Source organism: Salinimonas profundi, assembly GCF_014750655.1.
In the GTDB taxonomy this organism is placed as follows: Bacteria; Pseudomonadota; Gammaproteobacteria; order Enterobacterales; family Alteromonadaceae; genus Alteromonas; species Alteromonas profundi_A.
The window spans coordinates 268,172-287,174 of the sequence record NZ_JABBXD010000001.1 but is presented as its reverse complement, the minus strand read 5'-3'; the positions used below and the strand labels follow the sequence as shown (position 1 = coordinate 287,174).

Here is a 19,003-nt window from a genome sequence, read left to right as displayed (position 1 = left end):
CGCGGTCTTTTCTGTTTAAGGCAAATTCAGCACCTTAAATTAGGCGTTGGCACCTTCGACAGCGGCCTTAGCCAATTCTGTTATGCGATCCCAGTCTCCTGCCTCAATGGCATCATCAGGCGCCACCCAGGAACCACCCACGCAAGCAACATTTTTAAGTGCCAGATAATCTTTGTAATTATCCAGGCTAATACCGCCAGTTGGACAAAAGGTCACATCCGGGAACGGCCCGCTGATGGATTTGATAGCTTTCACACCACCCGAAGCCTCTGCCGGGAAAAATTTCATATGTGTATAGCCGGCATCTTTACCCTTCATTAAATCTGAAGTAGAAGAAATTCCGGGAATCAATGGAATACTACATGCCTGTCCCGCTTTAAGCAGGTCTGCAGTCATTCCCGGGCTGATGGCGAATTTCGCACCGGCATCAATCACTTCTTTAAGTTGCTGTGCGTTTGTCACCGTACCGGCACCGATAAGGGCATCAGGCACTTCTTGCGCGATCCGCTTTATGACATCCAGCGCCGCTGGAGTACGCAGCGTTACTTCCAGCACTTTAATGCCGCCTGCCATCAACGCCCTGGCTAATGGAACGGCTTTATCCGCATCCTTGATTACCAGTACAGGAACTACCGGCCCAGAAGCAAAAATCTCAGCCGGAGTTAGAGTCCAATTTGTTGTCATAATTCACTCGCAATATGTTGTTGTAGATATGCCGCCGCCCCTAAAAGCCCGTGATCTGGCTCTGCTATCAGAAAGGTGGGGATATTTTTGACGTAATGTTTCATCTGACCTTTTGCTTCAAAGCGCGCGCGAAAATCACTGTCCTGAATGAAGTCAGCAAAACGGCTGGCAATACCGCCGCCGATAAAAACACCGCCCGTTGTGGCCATATTCAGCGCCAGATTACCGGCAAAGCTACCCATAATGCGGCAGAATTGTGTCAGCGCAGATTCGCAAATGGCACAGGTACCTGCCAGGGCCTGTTCAGTGACCTGAGCCGGATCGGTAATTGTCGCCGGAACGCCCTGCTGAGCGGACAGCGCATTATAAATGTTAAGGATGCCGCGGCCTGACATAACTTCTTCGGCCGACGCCCGACCGTGCAGCATCTGAAGATGACGCCAGATAACAATATCTGTTTCATCAACCGGCGCAAAATCCACATGCCCGCCCTCTCCGTCCAGCGTCTGCCAACCAGCTGCGGTCATCGTAATGTGCTCAACACCCAGGCCGGTCCCAGGACCGAATACCGCAATGTTGCCGTTTTCCTGCGCAGTCCCCTCGCCTATCTGTATAACCTGGTCATCAGATAAACCAGGCAATGAGTGCGCGACGGCGGTGAAATCATTAATGACATATAAGTTTGTCAGCCTAAGTTGCTGGCGTAATGCTTTTTGCGAGAATGCCCAGCTGTGATTAGTCATTTCGACCTGATCACCAAGAACAGGACAAGCAATAGCGATACACCCGTCAGAAAACATATAGTCGCTGTAGTCTTTAAAATATGCCTGAATTGCCAGATCAATACTGGCAAAGTCCTGGCACATGTATTTTTTGATATCTGTAACACCGGCTTCAGTCACCCTGGCGAGGCGGATGTTTGTCCCCCCGACATCGGCAACGAATTTTTCACTCATAGCGCCTGCTCCTGGGTATAGAACAGAGAACAAGCGCCTTCTTCGGCCCCTGTCATCACAGAACGCATTCCGGCGAACAGCTCGCGCCCCATCCCTTCATGATGGTTTGCAAGGTCGGCTTTCGCCGGCTCGCGTGCATCCAGTTCACTTTGTTCAACACACAGCGTTAATTCACCGGTTTGCGTGTTCAGCTCTACCATGTCACCATTTTGTACTTTAGCCAGTAAGCCGCCATTAAAGGCTTCCGGTGTGACATGAATTGCGGCAGGCACTTTACCTGAAGCACCCGACATACGACCATCGGTAACCAGAGCAACCTGATAACCGCGGTCCTGAAGCACACCCAGTGGTGGTGTTAAACGATGAAGTTCCGGCATGCCTATAGCTGAAGGCCCCTGGAAACGAACAACAACGATACAGTCTTTGTTCAGGTCGCCATCGCGGAAGGCTTCATCAAGCTCAAACTGGTCTTCAAATACCACAGCAGGCGCTTTGATATGGCAGTGAGGCGAGCGCAGCGCCGATGTTTTTATAACCGCGCGTCCCAGATTTCCCTCAAGTACGCTAAGTCCGCCATCAGGTTTGAACGGTGCTTTTACGGATGACAAGACCTCTTTATCAGCAGAGACTCCGGCACCATCGCGCCAGACCAGCTCGCCATCTTCAAGACGAGGCTCTTGTGTATAACGCTCAAGACCACGACCGCAAATTGTATTTACATCATTATGCAACAGGCCATTATCCAGCAACTCTTTAAACAATACAGCCATGCCGCCTGCAGCAACAAAGTGATTAATGTCTGCTGAGCCATTAGGATAAATCCGGGTAAGCAGTGGCACTGCATTTGAAATTTCTGAGAAATCATCCCAGGTAATAATGACACCAGCGGCACGAGCGACTGCCACCAAGTGCATGGTATGGTTAGTTGAACCACCTGTGGCAAGTAGCGCGACCAGACCATTAACAATTGCCTTTTCGTCGACAATATGGCCGATTGGCATATAATCATCGCCCAAATCAGTCAGTCGGGTAGCCTGAACAGCTGCGGCTTTTGTCAGTGCATCACGTAACGGCGTGCCCGGATTCACAAATGATGATCCCGGCAAATGCAGCCCCATCGTCTCTACAACCAGCTGATTTGAGTTTGCGGTACCGTAAAACGTACACGTGCCTGCCGAGTGGTAGGACTGAGACTCAGCTTCCAGTAGCTCCTCACGGCCAACTTTGCCTTCTGCAAATTGCTGACGAACGCGCGCTTTTTCTTTATTGGGCAGCCCTGACGGCATAGGACCGGCAGGTACGAAAATAGTAGGCAGATGGCCAAAGGCCAGTGAACCCAGCAGCAACCCGGGCACAATCTTATCGCAAATCCCCAGCATCATCGCTGAATCGAACATATTGTGAGACAATGCTACAGCCGTAGACTTGGCAATAACATCACGGCTCATCAGGCTCAAATCCATGCCTGCATTGCCCTGAGTCACCCCGTCACACATCGCAGGCACACCACCTGCAAACTGCGCAACACTGCCGACTTCCTTAACCGCATCTTTAATGATTGACGGATAATTTTCATAAGGCTGATGTGCTGACAACATGTCATTGTAAGCAGAAATAATTGCCACATTGGCTTTTGTCATACTACGTAAATCTGACTTCTCCGTAGCACCACATGCAGCGAAGCCGTGGGCCAGATTACCGCAAGACAATTCGCCGCGGTGTGGACCCTGACGGCGCGCTTTTTCGATTTTTTCCAGATAGGCCTTACGCGTTGGCTTACTGCGCTCAATAATACGTTGGGTAATCTCGGCGATTTGATTATTCATAAGGTTCTCCTACGGTGCCCACATCAATGTAACCGGTGCCCGGTTTACAACTGCAGTAACCGGCTTTTGAATCTCAGTATCATTTTCCAGTGCATCCAGTAGCACGGACTTTTTCTTATCCCCTGTCAGGTGGATAAAAATATTACGGCTATGAAGCAATGCCGGTAACGTGAGTGAAATACGTTGATGGGGTGCAGTGGTCGGTTGTACGGCAATACAAATTTTGCCGCTGGACATATTCAGTCCGTCTTCAATTTGTTCGGAGCAAGGAAACAATGACGCGGTATGGCCATCTTCTCCCATACCCAGAATCAGCGCATCAAACGGCTGAGCCATACTTGAAATGCGTGATTCAACTTCAGCGATTGCACTATCGGCGTCTTTATCGTCGGTTAAAGGCGAGACAAAATGCGCCTGACTGGCCTTATTCTGTAACAGGTGTTGTTTGACGAGCTTCGTATTGCTGGCATCATCCTGTTCATCAACCCAGCGCTCATCAGCCAGTGTGATATCGACTTTTGACCAGTCGATATCCGCATTGCTTAATGTCTGAAACAAGCCCACCGGGGTGCGGCCTCCACTTACCACCAGACTGGCGCGCCCACGGGTGCTGATACCTTCTTCAAGAATAGACACTAACGATGCTGCAAATGACGATGTCAGTACCTCAGGTGATTCAAAATGTTGTTGTGTCAGTGCCATGTTATCTCTTCTTGGTTAGTTTGCTTTCATACCAGCTACGATTTTCGCGGGCCAGCAGGCCAATAGATGCAACCGGTCCCCATGTCCCCGCCTGATAAGGCTCTGGCGGCTCAGCAGTGTGATTCCATGCATCAAGAATAGAATCCACCCAATTCCAGGCCTGCTCAACTTCATCACGACGAACGAACAATGCCTGGTTACCGAGCATGACTTCTAATAACAGTTTTTCGTAGGCGTCCGGGATGCGTTCCTCAGAGAAGGCTTCAGAAAAGCTCAAATCCAGTTTGGACTTTTGCAGATCCATGGAACCCGAACTGGTCAGACCCGGAATTTTATTCATCACGGTGATTTCCACACCTTCATCCGGTTGCAGACGAATAACCAGCTTATTAGGTGGCAGGCTGTTAAAGCTGTCACCAAACAAATTATGTGGCTGACGCTTGAAATAGATAACCACTTCAGACACTTTGGTCGGCATGCGCTTACCTGTACGCAGGTAGAAAGGCACACCCGCCCAACGCCAGTTATCTATTTCAGCTTTGATTGCTACAAATGTCTCAGTTTTACTGCGCGTATTGGCATCGTCTTCTTCCAGATACCCGGGCACTTCCTCGCCTTTGACAAAGCCGGCGGTATATTGCCCACGCACTGTGACATCATTAATGTTTGAGACATCGATAGGACGTAGCGCTTTAAGCACCTTCAGTTTTTCATCCCGAATACTGTCTGCATCCAGAGTGGCCGGCGGCTCCATAGCGACCAGGCTCAGAATCTGTAATAAGTGGTTTTGCACCATATCGCGCATCTGGCCGGCGTCATCGAAATAGCCCCAGCGCCCTTCGATACCTACCGATTCAGCTACGCTGATTTGGACATGATCGATACAGTTGTGATCCCAGTTCGTCGCAAAGATACTATTGGCAAAGCGAAGCGCAATCAGGTTCAGAACCGTTTCTTTACCCAGATAATGGTCGATACGGTAAATTTGTGACTCATTAAAATATTCTGAAACCTGATCGTTGATGACTTTAGAAGAATCCAGATCATGGCCGATTGGCTTTTCCAGTACCACTCTTACGCTACTATCAATGATGTCGCAACCGTGCAGACCCCGACAGATGTCCCCATAAATAGCAGGCGGCGTGGCCAGATAACAAACCATGACCCGGTTAGGGTCAACCACGTCATCAAACGCTTTATAGCTGTTGATATCTTTCATATCCACACAGATATAATCCAGTCGTTCACAGAGACGATTCCAGGTATCTTCACACAATGCTTTATCACTGAACTTTTCAATATTAGATTTCACTTCAGCGATATAGTCTTCTTTAGACATTTCCTGACGGGCAACACCTATAATGGTGGTATCCGGGTGTATCAGCTCAGCTTTTTCCAGCTGATACAGTGAAGGCAGCAATTTACGCCGCGACAAGTCCCCCATCGTGCCGAAAAGCACAAAATCACAGGGTTCAAAAGAATTATCCATTACCATATTGTCGACCTTTTTATGATAGCGGGAATGCCCTACTTCCAGGCAGTCATTTCAGGCATTCCACTGATGGTATTGCGCATAGTTAACATCAAATGTAGTAAAATTACAACTTCTACACGTACTGGTGTATCGTTGCAGCTAATATTACCCGATAATCGCGCCCGTTACCCGGTTGTTAAAAAATTACATTCCTCTTGTCACAGGCTGCACATCAAGTAGTATAGGCCTATCAAAAGGGACTGACTCTTATTTTAAGTGCTTACGCCGTATGAATATTCTCGAGAAAATCACCCAAAGCAAATCTGCTTTCAGTAAATCAGAAAAAAAGGTGGCAGATGTTATTCTTGCCAACCCGCAAACGGCGATACATTCCAGTATTGCAACACTGGCGAAAATGTCCGATGTGAGTGAACCAACGGTTAACCGCTTTTGCCGTCGTTTAGACACAAAAGGCTTTCCTGATTTTAAATTGCACCTGGCACAAAGCCTTGCAAATGGCACGCCGTATGTAAACCGTCATGTTGATGAAAACGATGGTCCTCAGGAATATACCAACAAGATATTCGAATCCACCATGGCTTCACTGGAAGTTGCACGTCAGTCTATAGACGTAAACGTAGTGAATCGGGTTGTGGATTTGCTCACACAGGCACAAAAGATTTCTTTTTTTGGTCTGGGGGCTTCAGCATCCGTTGCACACGATGCGCTGAACAAGTTTTTTCGGTTTAACGTCCCCGTGGTTTATTTTGAAGACATACTGATGCAGCGTATGAGTTGCATGAACTGTAACGATGGTGATGTGGTCGTGCTATTTTCCCATACAGGAAGAACGAAGAACCTTGTCGAAATCGCCCAGATTGCCAGAAACAATGATGCGACCGTTGTGGGAATTACGTCGGCAGATAGTCCACTGGCCAATGAGTGTAGCTATGTGCTGTCACTGGAAGTGCCTGAGGATACCGATATGTATATGCCAATGGCCTCTCGTATTGCTCAGCTAACGCTGGTCGATGTACTGGCAACAGGATTTACGCTTCGCCGAGGCAACAAATTCCGTGAAAACCTGAAGCGGGTAAAAGATACGCTGCGCAATTCACGTTACGAAAAGCGCGACTGACACGCATTATTACTCCCCTCATTCTGACTATGCCCGGGCCGCCGGGCATGCCTTTTCAGCTGGCGTCATTTCGCCAGTCCCTCAACAAGTGCCTCCATGTTCTGAAGAATATGATCTATTATTACCTTCTGACTGAATGAATAATGACCTTTACTGGTATGCTCAGTAGCAATTTACACTTTCCGGCATTCACAATAACGTCAAATTCACATACTATTCTGTAATAAAATTACGAAAAGTGATTACAATAAGGCGACATTTTTATGGTGTTGCGTTACGATCACCCTGTCTTTTTCATTTAAGCAACGAAGCGACCGAATATTATGAGCAGAAGAACAAAAATCCTTGCCACTTTGGGCCCTGCAACCGACTCGATAGAAAAAATCGAAGCCATCATTAAGGCAGGGGCAAATGTTGTCCGCATGAATTTCTCTCACGGTCAGGCAGAAGACCACATTGAGCGTGCTAAGCGTGTCAGAGAAGCAGCATCAAACCTGAAAAAATATGTCGCTATCCTTGGCGATCTTCAGGGCCCCAAAATTCGTGTGGCCCGTTTTAAGGAAGGCGCCATTGAACTGGCTGTCGGTGACGCATTTATTCTGGATGCCGAACTGGATCGTGACGCGGGTGATAAACACGCTGTAGGTATCGACTATAAAGCATTGCCGGATGATGTCAGCGATGGCGACATTCTGTTACTTGATGATGGCCGCATTCAGCTAAAGGTTATCCGGGTTGAAGGTCGCAAAGTGCATACAGAAGTCACGGTAGGCGGCAAACTGTCGAACAATAAAGGAATAAATCGCCAGGGCGGTGGATTATCAGCAGAAGCACTCACTGATAAAGATAAAGAAGATATTAAAACCGCTGCTAAAATTGGTGTTGATTATCTGGCGGTATCTTTTCCGCGCTGTGGTGCAGATCTGAACTACGCCAGAGAGCTGGCGCAACAGGCGGGCTGTCATGCACAAATTTGTGCCAAAGTCGAACGCGCAGAAGCCGTAGCAAGCGATGAAGCGATAGACGACATCATCACAGCTTCGGATGCCGTCATGGTCGCCAGAGGCGATTTAGGTGTAGAGATTGGCGATGCCGAGCTGGTCGGCAAGCAAAAGAAGCTTATTGCTCGTTCTCGCCAGCTTAACAAAGTGGTTATTACCGCCACACAAATGATGGAGTCGATGATCAACAGCCCAATGCCGACGCGGGCAGAAGTTATGGATGTTGCCAATGCCGTTCTCGACGGTACGGATGCCGTTATGTTGTCGGCAGAAACTGCTGCCGGAAACTTCCCGGTGGAAACGGTACAGGCGATGGCCCGGGTTTGTGAAGGTGCCGAAACACACCCCAGTGTGAAATTGTCGAAACATCGTATGGATGATGTGTTCTCTACTGTCAGCGAAACCATTGCTTTATCGGCAGTGTATGCAGCAAACCATCTGCCCAGCGTACGTGCCATCATTGCTCTGACAGAAAGCGGAAATACGCCCAAGTTAATGTCCCGAATGACAACAAGCCTGCCAATTGTAGCGCTATCACGTCATCAGGATACCTTGAACATGATGGCGCTGTATCGCGGTGTAAAACCGGTTTACTTTGATTCGCGCAACAGTGAACCCGGTAAACTTAAAACCGATGTGATGGATGCTCTCAAAGCGATTGGTCAAATTGCACCGGGTGATACAGTTGTTATGACTTATGGTGATGAAATGGAAAAGATCGGGGCAACCAACGCAATGAAAATTGTAAAAGTTGACTAGTTGACGAACGCAACATTGTAAAGCCGGTGTCTTTTGACACCGGCTTTTTTAATTCCAGTGAGAAAAGTATTCGCTGCTGTCGCGGGCAGGCGCCTGCGGGGTATCCATCGTCGGTGTACCCAGATATAGAAACCCCACCACCTCATCGTCATCAGTCAGCCCAAGTTCCGATTTTACATAGTCACACTGGGCATAAGCACCAGTTCGCCAGATTCCATTAAAGCCCTGGGCGATGGCTGCCATTTGCATTGCCATCACAGCACAGCTTGCTGAAGCAATTTGCTCAACACGCGGTACCTTAGTGTGATCGGTAAACTTCGCTATTGCGATAATGACCATTGGAGCGCGAAGAGGAAGCTGAGGTGCCCGCTCTATTTCTTTTTGCGATTTGTCATTTTGAATAGCGGACTGTTCAAATATACTGCCCAGCCTGGCGCGCCCCTCTCCTTCACACACAATAAATTCCCAGGGTGTCAGCGCTGCATGATCCGGTGCCCGCAATGCGGCCTGTTTGATATTTTCAAGGGCATCTCCTGCTGGTGCCGGCGCACTCAACCTTGGCTGTGAGCGACGTGTCAGTAAGAGGGACAAAGCGTCCATAGACATCTCCCGTTAATAATTATTAGAACTTGTATCCTACGAGGCGCAATGCAAAAAGACCAGCCTAAAATCAGGTACAATGATATTGTCGTTGCGGGCTGAAAATCAAACAATTGAACCACCCAATAACACAGTACGAAGCCAGTCCTGAATAACCGCCATTCAGCTCTCATAGCTTGTCTGGGAGGCCCGTAATTTCGTACAGTGGATAGGACGTAACAATTGATTACAATTTTAAGTAGCGAATCAGTTATGATTCGATACCATAATAACAACAGATCTCATAGGTAGTAATAGTTTATGGCAGCAAACGGAAGCTGGACGAAATCCCTTTTTGTCGGACTGTGGACAGTATTAAACTTCTGCAGAAAGCTTTTCTTTAACGTAATTTTCATTTTCATCCTGGTTGCAATTATTTTAGCAGTGTCTGCCGATAAAGATCCGGTGGCTGTTAGCCCTGATAGCGCCTTATATATGAACTTACAAGGGCGATTGGTAATTGAAAAAGAATCCGTGGATCCTTTTGAACAATTCATGCAAGAAGCATTCGGTGATGAGCCTGAAAATCCTGAACTGTTAGTCAGGGATTTGGAAAAGGCATTACATAATGCGAAAGATGACAACCGCATAAAAGCACTGGTGCTTGATTTAGGTGAATTCGAAGGTGGTGGCCTGGACAAACTTCGTCAGGTAGCACAAGCCATTGATGCATTTAAAGAATCCGGCAAACCCGTTTATGCCATCGGCGATTACTTTGCTCAAAGTCAGTATTATCTTGCGGCACATGCCGACAAAATCTACTTAAACCCGATGGGAGCCTTGTTGCTTGAAGGTTATGGTCGCTACGGACTTTACTTCAAGGATCTACTGGAAAAGCTTCAGGTGACAACCCATATTTTCCGTGTTGGCACTTACAAGTCTGCGGTTGAGCCGTTTTTGCGTAACGATATGTCTGATGCCGCAAAAGAAGCCAATCGTGAATGGCTGGATACCTACTGGGAACAATATAAAGAAGATGTTGCGGCGGCGCGTGCTATTCCGGAAAGTCAGTTTGATGAGAAGCTAGATGTACTGGTTGAAAAGTTCGACGACGCGGGCGGAGACTTCGCACAATATGCGCTTGAAAATGGTTGGGTCGATGCTCTGAAAACCCGCACAGATATTCGTCAGGAACTGGCCGAACTGGTTGGTCGCGATGATTCTGAGCTGGGTGTGAATGTAACGACGCTTGGTGCCTACCTGAAAGTAATTAATCCCCCCATGCCATCAATTGAAAAAGACGGTGACCAGGTCGCTATTGTCGTTGCTAAAGGCCAGATTCTGGATGGTGAACAGGGGGCAGGAACCATTGGCGGCGACAGTACAGCACGCCTTTTACGTCAGGCTCGCATTGACGATAACGTTAAAGCAGTCGTACTGCAGGTCGACTCCCCGGGTGGCTCGTCTTTCGCATCTGAAGTGATTCGCCAGGAAGTACTGGAATTGCAAAAAGCCGGTAAGCCAGTTGTTGCCTCGATGAGTACTTATGCTGCATCCGGCGGTTACTGGATTTCTGCCCCTGCAGATAAAATCTATGCGTCTCCAAGCACAATTACCGGCTCAATTGGCGTGTTTGGTATGTTCATGACATATGAAAAAACACTGGATTACATTGGTGTATCCAGTGATGGCGTAGCATCAACCGAAGTTGCCGGTTTGTCCCCTGCCCGGGAACTTGATCCGCGTTTTGCTGATATATTGCAGCGTAATGTTGAGAGCAGCTACCAACGCTTTATCACTATGGTTGCAGAAAACCGTGAAATGACGCCGGAGGCAGTGGATAACGTCGCACAGGGGCGCGTTTGGATTGGCACTAAAGCCAAGGAACTAGGGCTGGTGGATGAACTGGGTGAGCTCGACGATGCGGTTGTTGCAGCTGCAGACCTGGCTGGCCTGGAAGAATATGAAGTTTCCTACGTCCAGCGACAACTTAGCCCGCAGGAGATGTTCTGGCGTGAGTTCTTTGGACAAGCCATGGTCTGGGCAGCAAAGAGTCAGTTTGTCGGTAACGACACACCAATGATGGGAATGGTTAAGCAACTGCTGTCGCACTACAACAGCGTTAACCAGCTTAATGACCCGATGGGTGTATACGTTTTATGCCTGCAGTGTCAGGTGCACTGACAGACGTGATATCTCAGCAGGATAAAAATGAAGTTGAACAGCGCGTTTTCGCGCTGTTCTCTTTAGCAGAAGCGCATTTTAAAGCTCCCTTGCGAAGGCCTGCTGTCAGCTGGCGAAAATCAGGTAAAAATGCAGGGACAGCCAACCTCACCATCAACAAAATCAATTTTAACCCCGTTTTATTCACGCATAACCGTCAGGCGTATTTTGACGAAGTTATTCCGCACGAAGTCAGTCATCTTATTACCTTTCAGGTTTATGGACGGGTTTCGCCTCACGGCAAACACTGGCAGTGGGTTATGCATAACCTTTTTGATGCGCCAGCCAGAACCACACACAGTTTTGACCTTACGCCTTTAGGGCTGAAAGAATATATTTATCGTTGCCAGTGCGGTGACGTTAACTTATCAGTTCGTCGGCACAATAAGGTGATGCGCCAAAGGCAACAATATTTATGCAGGAGATGCAACAGCGTACTAGCTTACACGGGGCAGCAGCGATAGCCAGTTATTCGAACCAGCGACGGGTAAATACCTTATCAAGTTGCTCAAATGCTGATTTTAATAGCGCTGCCAACTCCCGGTATTTAGGTTCAGACTGACGTTTGTGAACGTCACAACCTTCCTGCTGTAGTTTCCCGTGAATTTCGTGATACCAATTTTTAAGCGACGGGGGCAAAGATTGGTTAGACCGGTGACCCAACCACAAGATGCCTTGCAAAGGGAGGCTCAGAAAAAAAGCACCGATAGCCAGTGTCTGGGGCAGATAATCACTGCCAAGCGTGTTAATCAGCATAGCGCTGCACACCACCGCCACAGGCGGCATAACGGCAATAGAAAATCGTGTAGCACTGATGACTTTGCACTCGGGAAAGTGAGGGTACAGTTCTTTTTTAACCGGCCAAGTGCTCATGTACGCATGACCGTCGCGAAATAATGACAATACGGATTGTGACATAAATCACCTCATTTGACGCATGCCAGTAATCACCCTGTCCCACTGTCATTACTGCTTAACTGGCGCTGTTTACATTTAATACTCAGACTCTTCGATTATAGCTCATCAATACGGGTAACCATATTGAAAAATTATTCATTCTAGTTGGTGATTGCATCGTTCACTATTGAATGTAAGAATTTTGCCCTAATAAAGACACTCATTGTTTGTACAAATCTGTATTCAGCAGGTTTTGATTGGAGATTATAATGGCAGAGACCAGGCATGTGCCTCTTCTAATACTGGGTTCTGGCCCGGCAGGATATTCAGCAGCGGTATACGCAGCGCGGGCGAATCTGAACCCGGTATTGGTTACCGGTATTCAGCAGGGTGGTCAGTTAACAACAACAACGGATGTTGAAAACTGGCCTGGCGATCCAGAAGGTCTTACCGGCCCCGACCTGATGGTGCGGATGCAAAAGCATGCAGAAAAATTCAATACCGAGATTGTGTTTGATCATATCAATAAAACAGATTTGTCGAAAAAGCCTTACACCTTGCATGGCGATTCCGGCACCTATACCTGTGATGCACTGATTATTGCAACGGGCGCTTCGGCAAAATATCTGGGGCTGGAATCAGAAGAAGCCTTTAAAGGTAAAGGTGTATCTGCGTGCGCTACTTGTGATGGGTTTTTCTACCGTAATCAGAAAGTTGCTGTCGTGGGTGGTGGGAATACGGCTGTTGAAGAAGCCCTTTATTTATCTAATATCGCGTCTGAAGTGCACGTCGTTCATCGTCGCGACACCTTCCGCTCGGAGAAAATTCTTGAGCAGCGTCTTCGCGAGAAGGCGGAAAATGGAAACGTCGTTCTTCATTTGAATCGCACGCTGGATGAAGTATTGGGCGATGAGATGGGCGTCACGAAAATTCGCATTGCCGATACGAAGAGTGATGCCAAAGAAGAGCTTGATGTAATGGGCTTGTTCATTGCGATTGGTCACAAGCCTAATACAGACATCTTCGAAGGTCAGCTTGAAATGAAAGATGGCTATATCAAAGTTAACAGTGGCACGGAAGGGAACGCGACCCAAACATCAGTTGAAGGCGTCTTTGCTGCAGGTGATGTCAGTGACCACGTTTATCGTCAGGCAATTACTTCTGCCGGCACCGGTTGTATGGCGGCGCTGGATGCAGAAAAGTATCTTGACGGTGTCAGGGCTGCCGCACAGTGGTAAATTTCTTTATCTGTTAAAAAGGGCCCGACGGGCCCTTTTTTAATGCCACAGTTAAATTTAAAGTGAACGCCGGCGGATTTGCTATAACTATTTTGAGAATGACTTGCGCTTATTATTATGATTGAGCTTCCCTACCTGACCCAATATACCCCCTTCCCTCCAGTTAGCTCCGCACTGACTGAGCCTAACGGCTTGCTGGCTTTTGGCGGAGATTTATCGGTACGACGCCTGTTAAGTGCTTACAGTCAGGGCATTTTCCCATGGTTTAGTGATAATGAGCCCTTGTTGTGGTGGTCACCGGATCCCCGTGCCATCATAGAGCTAAACCAATTTCACTGTGCCAGGAGCCTGCGCAAGCTCATTCGCCAAAAACGCTACATCGTTACATTAAACCAATGTTTCAGCGACGTTATAAACCTATGTGCCACGATTCCAAGGCAGGATCTTCACAGCAGCGATGCTTCGTCAGCGACCTGGATTACAGACGCTATGAAAAACGCTTATATACAATTGCATGAGGCGGGTTTTGCCCATTCAATTGAAGTATGGGATGCCAATAGCGAGCTGGCAGGAGGGTTATATGGTGTCGCCGTAGGTAACGTGTTTTGTGGCGAATCTATGTTCCACAAAAAGCCAAATACGTCTAAACTTGCTATGTACGCATTAGTAAAACACATGCAAACGCATGGGTTGGCCTTTATAGATTGTCAGATGCCTACAGAACACCTGGCGAGCCTGGGAGCGATTACTGTTAGCCGTGAGGATTTTATCTCGCGCCTGAAGGATCACTCACAGACTTTAGATGAAACCGGGGATCGTATGCCCACTTATCGACAGTGTTGGCAGAAGCAGGTGATTGCCCTATGAAATTCGGAATTACCCAGACATTCAGTTGCAGCTATTTGCCGGATGAGCACGAGCAACTTTTGGTGTTTGCAGAAAAAGACCAAAACTTCGCATGGCGATATGGTCAGCTTATTCAGGCAGGTTTCAGGCGTAGTGGCGCACAAATTTATCGTCCGCACTGCCCTTCGTGTTCAGCCTGTCAGTCAATTCGAATTCTGGTGGATGAATTCACCCCATCCAGAAGCCAGAAACGTGTTTTGTCCCGAAATGCCCACCTCACTTCTTCTTTAAGTTTTGCACCGCGTGAATCGTATTATACGCTTTACGAGCGCTATATCTCCAAGCGTCACGCAGATGGTTCCATGTACCCGCCCAACCGCCAACAATTTGAGAGTTTTGTACTATGTGAGTGGAAGTCTCCCCTGTTTGTGGAAGCTTACGATGGAGATGAGTTGGTTGCCGTCGCCGTAACTGATAGTATCGATAACGGTAATGAGCATCAGGCCTATTCCGCCCTTTACACATTTTATGCACCGGACAGACTCCAGCATTCACCGGGAACCTGGATGATACTTCAACAACTGTTGCATGCGAAGGCGAATAACAAGCAGTATCTTTATCTGGGCTATCAGATAGATGATTGTGCTAAAATGAATTACAAGCGCCGTTTCATGCCTAATGAACGTTTTTACAATAACGACTGGCATCGTTTTGATAAAAAATAGCGTTTTACCTTTACTTATCAGGCTAGATTGGTTAAGGTCTGCGCGGCAAAATTTTGACTTACTGAGGTAACTGCTATACATGGCAAAAGAAGATTCTATTGAAATGGAAGGCGTGGTACTTGATACCCTGCCTAACACGATGTTCCGCGTTGAACTGGAAAATGGCCACGTGGTCACTGCGCATATCTCCGGAAAAATGCGCAAAAACTATATTCGAATTCTGACAGGTGACAAAGTCACTGTTGAGATGACACCCTACGATCTGACTAAAGGTCGTATTGTGTATCGTGCAAGATAATATCAGTAAGTAAGAATCTCACCGATAAGAAAAAACCCGGCAATTGCCGGGTTTTTTGTTTCTTGTCATGTTGTTTAGTTAGATTCAGCCTGGGTTTTTTGAGATTCAACCCCCGTGTACGTAAACACCAGCTTATTATCGCCTAAATCTACTTTGACACTTCCGCCTTTGCTCAATTCACCAAACAGAAGCTCGTTAGCCAGCTCTTTCTTAATTTCTTCCTTGATAAGCCGGGACATCGGACGGGCTCCCATTGAGCGATCATAACCTTTTTCAGCCAGATACGCCCTGGCGTCACTGGTAACATCCAATGATACGCCTTTCACATCAAGTTGCGCCTGAAGCTCAATAATGAACTTATCAACCACCTGAAGAATGATGTCGGTCTCAAGGTGATTAAACCAGATGATGGCATCGAGACGGTTTCTGAACTCTGGCGAGAATACCTTATTGATCTCACTCAACGCATCGTGACTGTGATCCTGTTGCTTAAAGCCAATCGATTTACGCACCGTTTCCTGTACGCCAGCATTTGTTGTCATTACCAGAACAACATTTCTGAAATCAACTTTGCGACCATTATTATCCGTCAGGGTACCGTGGTCCATCACCTGCAACAGAATATTGTAAATATCGCTATGTGCCTTCTCCATTTCATCCAGTAATACTACGGAGTATGGATTTTTGATGACAGCGTCAGTTAGTAGCCCGCCCTGATCGAAGCCTACATAGCCAGGAGGCGCGCCGATCAAACGACTTACCGCATGGCGCTCCATGTATTCTGACATGTCGAAGCGAACCAGTTCCACGCCCATAATTTTAGCAAGTTGCTGAGTGACCTCTGTTTTACCTACACCTGTAGGACCGGCAAACAGGAAACTGCCGATAGGCTTTTCTTCACTGCCCAATCCTGAGCGAGACAAATGGATCGCGTCAGTCAGTGACTCAATGGCTTTATCTTGTCCGAATACCACCATTTTCAAATCACGATTCAGATTTTTCAGTACTTCTTTATCTGAAGCGGAAACCGATTTTTCCGGGATCCGGGCCATTTTCGCGATAATTTGTTCAATGTCAGACACATTGATGGTTTTCTTACGCTTAGATTGTGGCAACAACCGTTGGCTGGCACCGGCTTCGTCCATCACATCAATGGCCTTATCGGGTAAATGCCGCTCGTTGATATATTTAGCGGATAATTCAGCAGCAGCCTGAAGCGCTTTTTGCGTAAAGCGAACACTGTGGTGCTCTTCGTATCGGTTTTTCAGTCCAAGCAATATCTTGGTGGTATCACTGACACTTGGCTCAGTGACATCGACTTTCTGGAAACGACGGGCCAATGCCCGGTCTTTTTCAAAAATGCCCTGATATTCCTGGAAGGTGGTAGAACCGATGCAGCGTAATTCACCACTGCTTAATTTCGGCTTAAGCAGGTTAGAAGCATCCATTACGCCACCGGAAGCTGCGCCGGCACCGATAATTGTGTGTATCTCATCAATAAACAGAATCGCATGCTCATCTGCACTGAGCTCTTTTAAAATCGCTTTAAGCCGTTTTTCAAAGTCACCACGATATTTTGTGCCGGCTAACAAGCCTCCCAGGTCAAGTGAGTATACGGTGCTTTTTGCAATAACTTCCGGCACATCTTCCTTCACGATCCTATAAGCAAGGCCCTCAGCGATGGCTGTTTTACCCACACCGGCCTCGCCCACAAGCAATGGGTTATTCTTACGACGGCGACACAAAATCTGAATCGTTCTTTCCAGCTCAGAATCGCGGCCAATAAGCGGATCAATCTTACCGTCTTTAGCCTGCCGGTTTAGATCTGTGGCGTATTTACTAAGTGCTGAGCCGCTCTCTTCCCCTTCAGCAGCTTCTTCGCTGGTTTCACCTGTTGCACCCGGCGCTTCATCATCCGCTTTACTGACGCCATGACTAATGAAATTAACAACATCCAGACGGGTTACGTCGGATTTTTTGAGAATATATACAGCCTGGGATTCCTGCTCGCTGAAGATAGCGACCAGAACATTGGCACCGGTAACTTCATCCCGGCCTGAGGACTGAACGTGGAATACAGCACGCTGCAACACACGCTGAAAACCAAGCGTGGGCTGGGTTTCTCTTTCGCCTACCTGTTCTTCAAGAATAAGAGGCGTCGTGTCTTTAACAAACTCAATCAGTTCGTTTTTAATCGTATCGATATCTGCGCCACAGGCTTTGAGGGCTTCCTGCGCTGATGAATTGTCCATTAATGCTAATAGCAAATGTTCAACCGTCATAAACTCGTGTCGATGCTCTCTGGCAAACACGAATGCGTCGTTTAACGTCTGCTCTAATTCTTTGTTCAACATATTGCTCGCCCCTATTTAATTCACTTACTACGCCGGTTCCATGGTGCACATAAGCGGATGTTGATTCTTTCTTGCGTACTGATTGACCTGCATGACCTTTGTCTCAGCAATTTCTGCAGTGAAAATGCCACAGACTGCCTTCCCCTGATAATGTACGGTCAACATAATCTGATTGGCCTTCTCCGAATCCAAATTAAAAAAACGTGTGAGTACCTCGACGACAAAATCCATAGGCGTGTAGTCATCGTTGTTTAACAACACTTTATACATGGGAGGCGGTTGCGTCTTCTTACGCTGCGCTTCTCTGAGTTTTTCTCTTTCAATACTGATCGCGTTGTCTTTGCTCATAGTAATAGGATAGTGCTTAAGCGTATATTACGCAGAATTTTTTAATAAGATTAATTCTTCAAAATACGCTTGACATTGAGTGGTTAAAATATCTACAGTTTCTGATGTACCGTTGTGAAGTGACGCATGACTGTACACTTTGCCCTTCAAATCTATTGTGGGGGCATTACTGTGTGAGTTCAAGGATTAAGAGGAAGTCGAAGTATGGCGGTTGGTAAAGTTAAGTGGTTTAACAACGCAAAAGGGTTTGGATTCATCGTGCCAGAAAATGGCGGTGAAGACATATTCGCTCACTATTCAACCATCCAAATGGAAGGTTATCGTTCTCTAAAAGCTGGTCAGGAAGTGACCTTTGATGTTCAGCAAGGCCCTAAAGGACTTCACGCTGAAAACATCGGCTTAATGGACGAACCAGAGCGTTAAAATCCGCAAAGAAACGCCAAAAAGCTTTTACTGCATATAACAGTAAAAGCTTTTTTATGTCTGTTTCAAAATCTTTTTTTACTCCAAACATCTAATTTAAACAGGTATCTGCCTACCTCTTATCACTTACACTTTTTAACCGCAGCACGCGTCGTTATTTACTCCTATTTGACGCGTAAGTACAGACAACGAATGCCACAGCGCGTGTAATTATCTTTCCCGTGTTTGCGATTAACTGAGGCGTAATTTTCCGCTTTATCCCTACGTGCGCCTTTCGGGCTACAAGCGTATCTGTGTTTTAATTATCGACACGGTGAAAACTACTGCCCTGCTTCGCGGCAAAGCATCCCATTTCACTAACAACGCTGATTTTTAGTTCCAAAGCGGTAAATCAGGTACATGATTGATGGCTAAGTTATCTGCCAGGGTTTACCCTTTCAGGCCCTTTGTGTAAATGCATGGTGATTACAAAGGCCGGGACAACACCTGACTGCATACTTAACGAGTATCCCACCCGCAATCATTGGATGCA

Annotated in this window: 18 protein-coding genes; 9 read left to right on the top strand and 9 right to left on the bottom strand. The window is 47.2% G+C overall.

Translation table 11 applies throughout. The annotated features are described in order from the left end of the window. Positions 1–39: 39 nt before the first annotated feature. The 5 genes from HHX48_RS01205 to zwf are packed head-to-tail and all read right to left on the bottom strand — an operon-like array spanning position 40 to position 5,663. Positions 40–684: a bifunctional 4-hydroxy-2-oxoglutarate aldolase/2-dehydro-3-deoxy-phosphogluconate aldolase gene (locus HHX48_RS01205; RefSeq protein ID WP_191021816.1), complete on the bottom strand. Its 645-nt coding sequence runs from the start codon at positions 682–684 to the stop codon at positions 40–42. Beyond that, complete coding sequence (locus HHX48_RS01200) at positions 681–1,640, bottom strand: glucokinase (RefSeq protein WP_191021815.1); 960 nt, start codon at positions 1,638–1,640, stop codon at positions 681–683. The genes HHX48_RS01205 and HHX48_RS01200 overlap by 4 nt, the downstream gene beginning before the upstream one ends. Further along, the gene (gene edd / locus HHX48_RS01195) at positions 1,637–3,466 is read right to left on the bottom strand and encodes a phosphogluconate dehydratase (RefSeq protein WP_191021814.1); all 1,830 of its coding nucleotides are present in this window, start codon (positions 3,464–3,466) and stop codon (positions 1,637–1,639) included. The genes HHX48_RS01200 and edd overlap by 4 nt, the downstream gene beginning before the upstream one ends. A gap of 9 nt (positions 3,467–3,475) precedes the next feature. Continuing rightward, positions 3,476–4,168: a 6-phosphogluconolactonase gene (gene pgl, locus HHX48_RS01190; RefSeq protein ID WP_191021813.1), complete on the bottom strand. Its 693-nt coding sequence runs from the start codon at positions 4,166–4,168 to the stop codon at positions 3,476–3,478. 1 nt (position 4,169) lies between these two features. Continuing rightward, the gene (gene zwf / locus HHX48_RS01185) at positions 4,170–5,663 is read right to left on the bottom strand and encodes a glucose-6-phosphate dehydrogenase (RefSeq protein WP_191021812.1); all 1,494 of its coding nucleotides are present in this window, start codon (positions 5,661–5,663) and stop codon (positions 4,170–4,172) included. Positions 5,664–5,931: 268 nt separating this feature from the next. Here zwf and HHX48_RS01180 point away from each other — a divergent pair, with 268 nt between their 5' ends. Then, complete coding sequence (locus tag HHX48_RS01180) at positions 5,932–6,780, top strand: MurR/RpiR family transcriptional regulator (protein ID WP_191021811.1); 849 nt, start codon at positions 5,932–5,934, stop codon at positions 6,778–6,780. 323 nt (positions 6,781–7,103) lie between these two features. Then, positions 7,104–8,540, top strand: a complete 1,437-nt coding sequence (gene pyk / locus HHX48_RS01175; RefSeq protein WP_191021810.1) for a pyruvate kinase — start codon at positions 7,104–7,106, stop codon at positions 8,538–8,540. Between the two features lie 48 nt (positions 8,541–8,588). On the opposite strand, the gene HHX48_RS01170 is transcribed toward pyk, so the two are convergent. Continuing rightward, a complete protein-coding gene (locus HHX48_RS01170) occupies positions 8,589–9,140 on the bottom strand; it encodes an NAD(P)H nitroreductase (protein ID WP_191021809.1) in 552 nt (183 codons plus the stop codon). Positions 9,141–9,440: 300 nt separating this feature from the next. Here HHX48_RS01170 and sppA point away from each other — a divergent pair, with 300 nt between their 5' ends. Both sppA and HHX48_RS01160 read left to right on the top strand, forming a co-directional pair. After that, positions 9,441–11,303, top strand: coding sequence for a signal peptide peptidase SppA (sppA, locus tag HHX48_RS01165; RefSeq protein WP_191021808.1), 1,863 nt, complete (start codon positions 9,441–9,443; stop codon positions 11,301–11,303). After that, positions 11,279–11,806: a SprT family zinc-dependent metalloprotease gene (locus tag HHX48_RS01160; protein ID WP_223857956.1), complete on the top strand. Its 528-nt coding sequence runs from the start codon at positions 11,279–11,281 to the stop codon at positions 11,804–11,806. Before sppA ends, HHX48_RS01160 begins: the two co-directional genes overlap by 25 nt. A 4-nt stretch (positions 11,807–11,810) precedes the next feature. Here the strand turns inward: HHX48_RS01160 and yfbV are convergent, their stop codons facing one another. Continuing rightward, a complete protein-coding gene (yfbV, locus tag HHX48_RS01155; protein WP_191021807.1) occupies positions 11,811–12,260 on the bottom strand; it encodes a terminus macrodomain insulation protein YfbV in 450 nt (149 codons plus the stop codon). 248 nt (positions 12,261–12,508) lie between these two features. Between yfbV and trxB the strand changes: the two genes are divergently transcribed. From trxB to infA, 4 genes are all read left to right on the top strand, one after another. Beyond that, the gene (gene trxB, locus HHX48_RS01150) at positions 12,509–13,477 is read left to right on the top strand and encodes a thioredoxin-disulfide reductase (RefSeq protein ID WP_191021806.1); all 969 of its coding nucleotides are present in this window, start codon (positions 12,509–12,511) and stop codon (positions 13,475–13,477) included. Between the two features lie 117 nt (positions 13,478–13,594). Continuing rightward, complete coding sequence (gene aat, locus HHX48_RS01145) at positions 13,595–14,344, top strand: leucyl/phenylalanyl-tRNA--protein transferase (protein WP_191021805.1); 750 nt, start codon at positions 13,595–13,597, stop codon at positions 14,342–14,344. Further along, positions 14,341–15,048, top strand: a complete 708-nt coding sequence (locus HHX48_RS01140) for an arginyltransferase (RefSeq protein ID WP_191021804.1) — start codon at positions 14,341–14,343, stop codon at positions 15,046–15,048. Before aat ends, HHX48_RS01140 begins: the two co-directional genes overlap by 4 nt. Positions 15,049–15,127: 79 nt before the next feature. After that, positions 15,128–15,346 (top strand): translation initiation factor IF-1, encoded by a 219-nt coding sequence (gene infA, locus HHX48_RS01135; RefSeq protein ID WP_108567227.1) that lies wholly within the window; start codon positions 15,128–15,130, stop codon positions 15,344–15,346. Between the two features lie 74 nt (positions 15,347–15,420). On the opposite strand, the gene clpA is transcribed toward infA, so the two are convergent. Further along, entirely contained in the window at positions 15,421–17,700 is a 2,280-nt protein-coding gene (gene clpA / locus HHX48_RS01130; RefSeq protein ID WP_191021803.1) for an ATP-dependent Clp protease ATP-binding subunit ClpA, read from the bottom strand. Between the two features lie 27 nt (positions 17,701–17,727). Beyond that, positions 17,728–18,048, bottom strand: a complete 321-nt coding sequence (gene clpS, locus HHX48_RS01125) for an ATP-dependent Clp protease adapter ClpS (protein ID WP_139756075.1) — start codon at positions 18,046–18,048, stop codon at positions 17,728–17,730. Between the two features lie 204 nt (positions 18,049–18,252). Here clpS and cspD point away from each other — a divergent pair, with 204 nt between their 5' ends. After that, positions 18,253–18,471 carry a cold shock domain-containing protein CspD gene (cspD, locus tag HHX48_RS01120; protein ID WP_191021802.1) on the top strand — a complete coding sequence of 73 codons (219 nt, stop codon included), beginning with the start codon at positions 18,253–18,255 and terminating at the stop codon, positions 18,469–18,471. Positions 18,472–19,003 lie beyond the last annotated feature (532 nt).

What these genes read in the sequence shown, in the direction of transcription:
- HHX48_RS01205 (WP_191021816.1), bottom strand. Translation starts at nt 684, where the DNA reads ATGACAACAAATTGGACTCTAACTCCGGCTGAGATTTTTGCTTCTGGG.
- HHX48_RS01200 (WP_191021815.1), bottom strand. Translation starts at nt 1,640, where the DNA reads ATGAGTGAAAAATTCGTTGCCGATGTCGGGGGGACAAACATCCGCCTC.
- edd (WP_191021814.1), bottom strand. Translation starts at nt 3,466, where the DNA reads ATGAATAATCAAATCGCCGAGATTACCCAACGTATTATTGAGCGCAGT.
- pgl (WP_191021813.1), bottom strand. Translation starts at nt 4,168, where the DNA reads ATGGCACTGACACAACAACATTTTGAATCACCTGAGGTACTGACATCG.
- zwf (WP_191021812.1), bottom strand. Translation starts at nt 5,663, where the DNA reads ATGGTAATGGATAATTCTTTTGAACCCTGTGATTTTGTGCTTTTCGGC.
- HHX48_RS01180 (WP_191021811.1), top strand. Translation starts at nt 5,932, where the DNA reads ATGAATATTCTCGAGAAAATCACCCAAAGCAAATCTGCTTTCAGTAAA.
- pyk (WP_191021810.1), top strand. Translation starts at nt 7,104, where the DNA reads ATGAGCAGAAGAACAAAAATCCTTGCCACTTTGGGCCCTGCAACCGAC.
- HHX48_RS01170 (WP_191021809.1), bottom strand. Translation starts at nt 9,140, where the DNA reads ATGGACGCTTTGTCCCTCTTACTGACACGTCGCTCACAGCCAAGGTTG.
- sppA (WP_191021808.1), top strand. Translation starts at nt 9,441, where the DNA reads ATGGCAGCAAACGGAAGCTGGACGAAATCCCTTTTTGTCGGACTGTGG.
- HHX48_RS01160 (WP_223857956.1), top strand. Translation starts at nt 11,279, where the DNA reads ATGCCTGCAGTGTCAGGTGCACTGACAGACGTGATATCTCAGCAGGAT.
- yfbV (WP_191021807.1), bottom strand. Translation starts at nt 12,260, where the DNA reads ATGTCACAATCCGTATTGTCATTATTTCGCGACGGTCATGCGTACATG.
- trxB (WP_191021806.1), top strand. Translation starts at nt 12,509, where the DNA reads ATGGCAGAGACCAGGCATGTGCCTCTTCTAATACTGGGTTCTGGCCCG.
- aat (WP_191021805.1), top strand. Translation starts at nt 13,595, where the DNA reads ATGATTGAGCTTCCCTACCTGACCCAATATACCCCCTTCCCTCCAGTT.
- HHX48_RS01140 (WP_191021804.1), top strand. Translation starts at nt 14,341, where the DNA reads ATGAAATTCGGAATTACCCAGACATTCAGTTGCAGCTATTTGCCGGAT.
- infA (WP_108567227.1), top strand. Translation starts at nt 15,128, where the DNA reads ATGGCAAAAGAAGATTCTATTGAAATGGAAGGCGTGGTACTTGATACC.
- clpA (WP_191021803.1), bottom strand. Translation starts at nt 17,700, where the DNA reads ATGTTGAACAAAGAATTAGAGCAGACGTTAAACGACGCATTCGTGTTT.
- clpS (WP_139756075.1), bottom strand. Translation starts at nt 18,048, where the DNA reads ATGAGCAAAGACAACGCGATCAGTATTGAAAGAGAAAAACTCAGAGAA.
- cspD (WP_191021802.1), top strand. Translation starts at nt 18,253, where the DNA reads ATGGCGGTTGGTAAAGTTAAGTGGTTTAACAACGCAAAAGGGTTTGGA.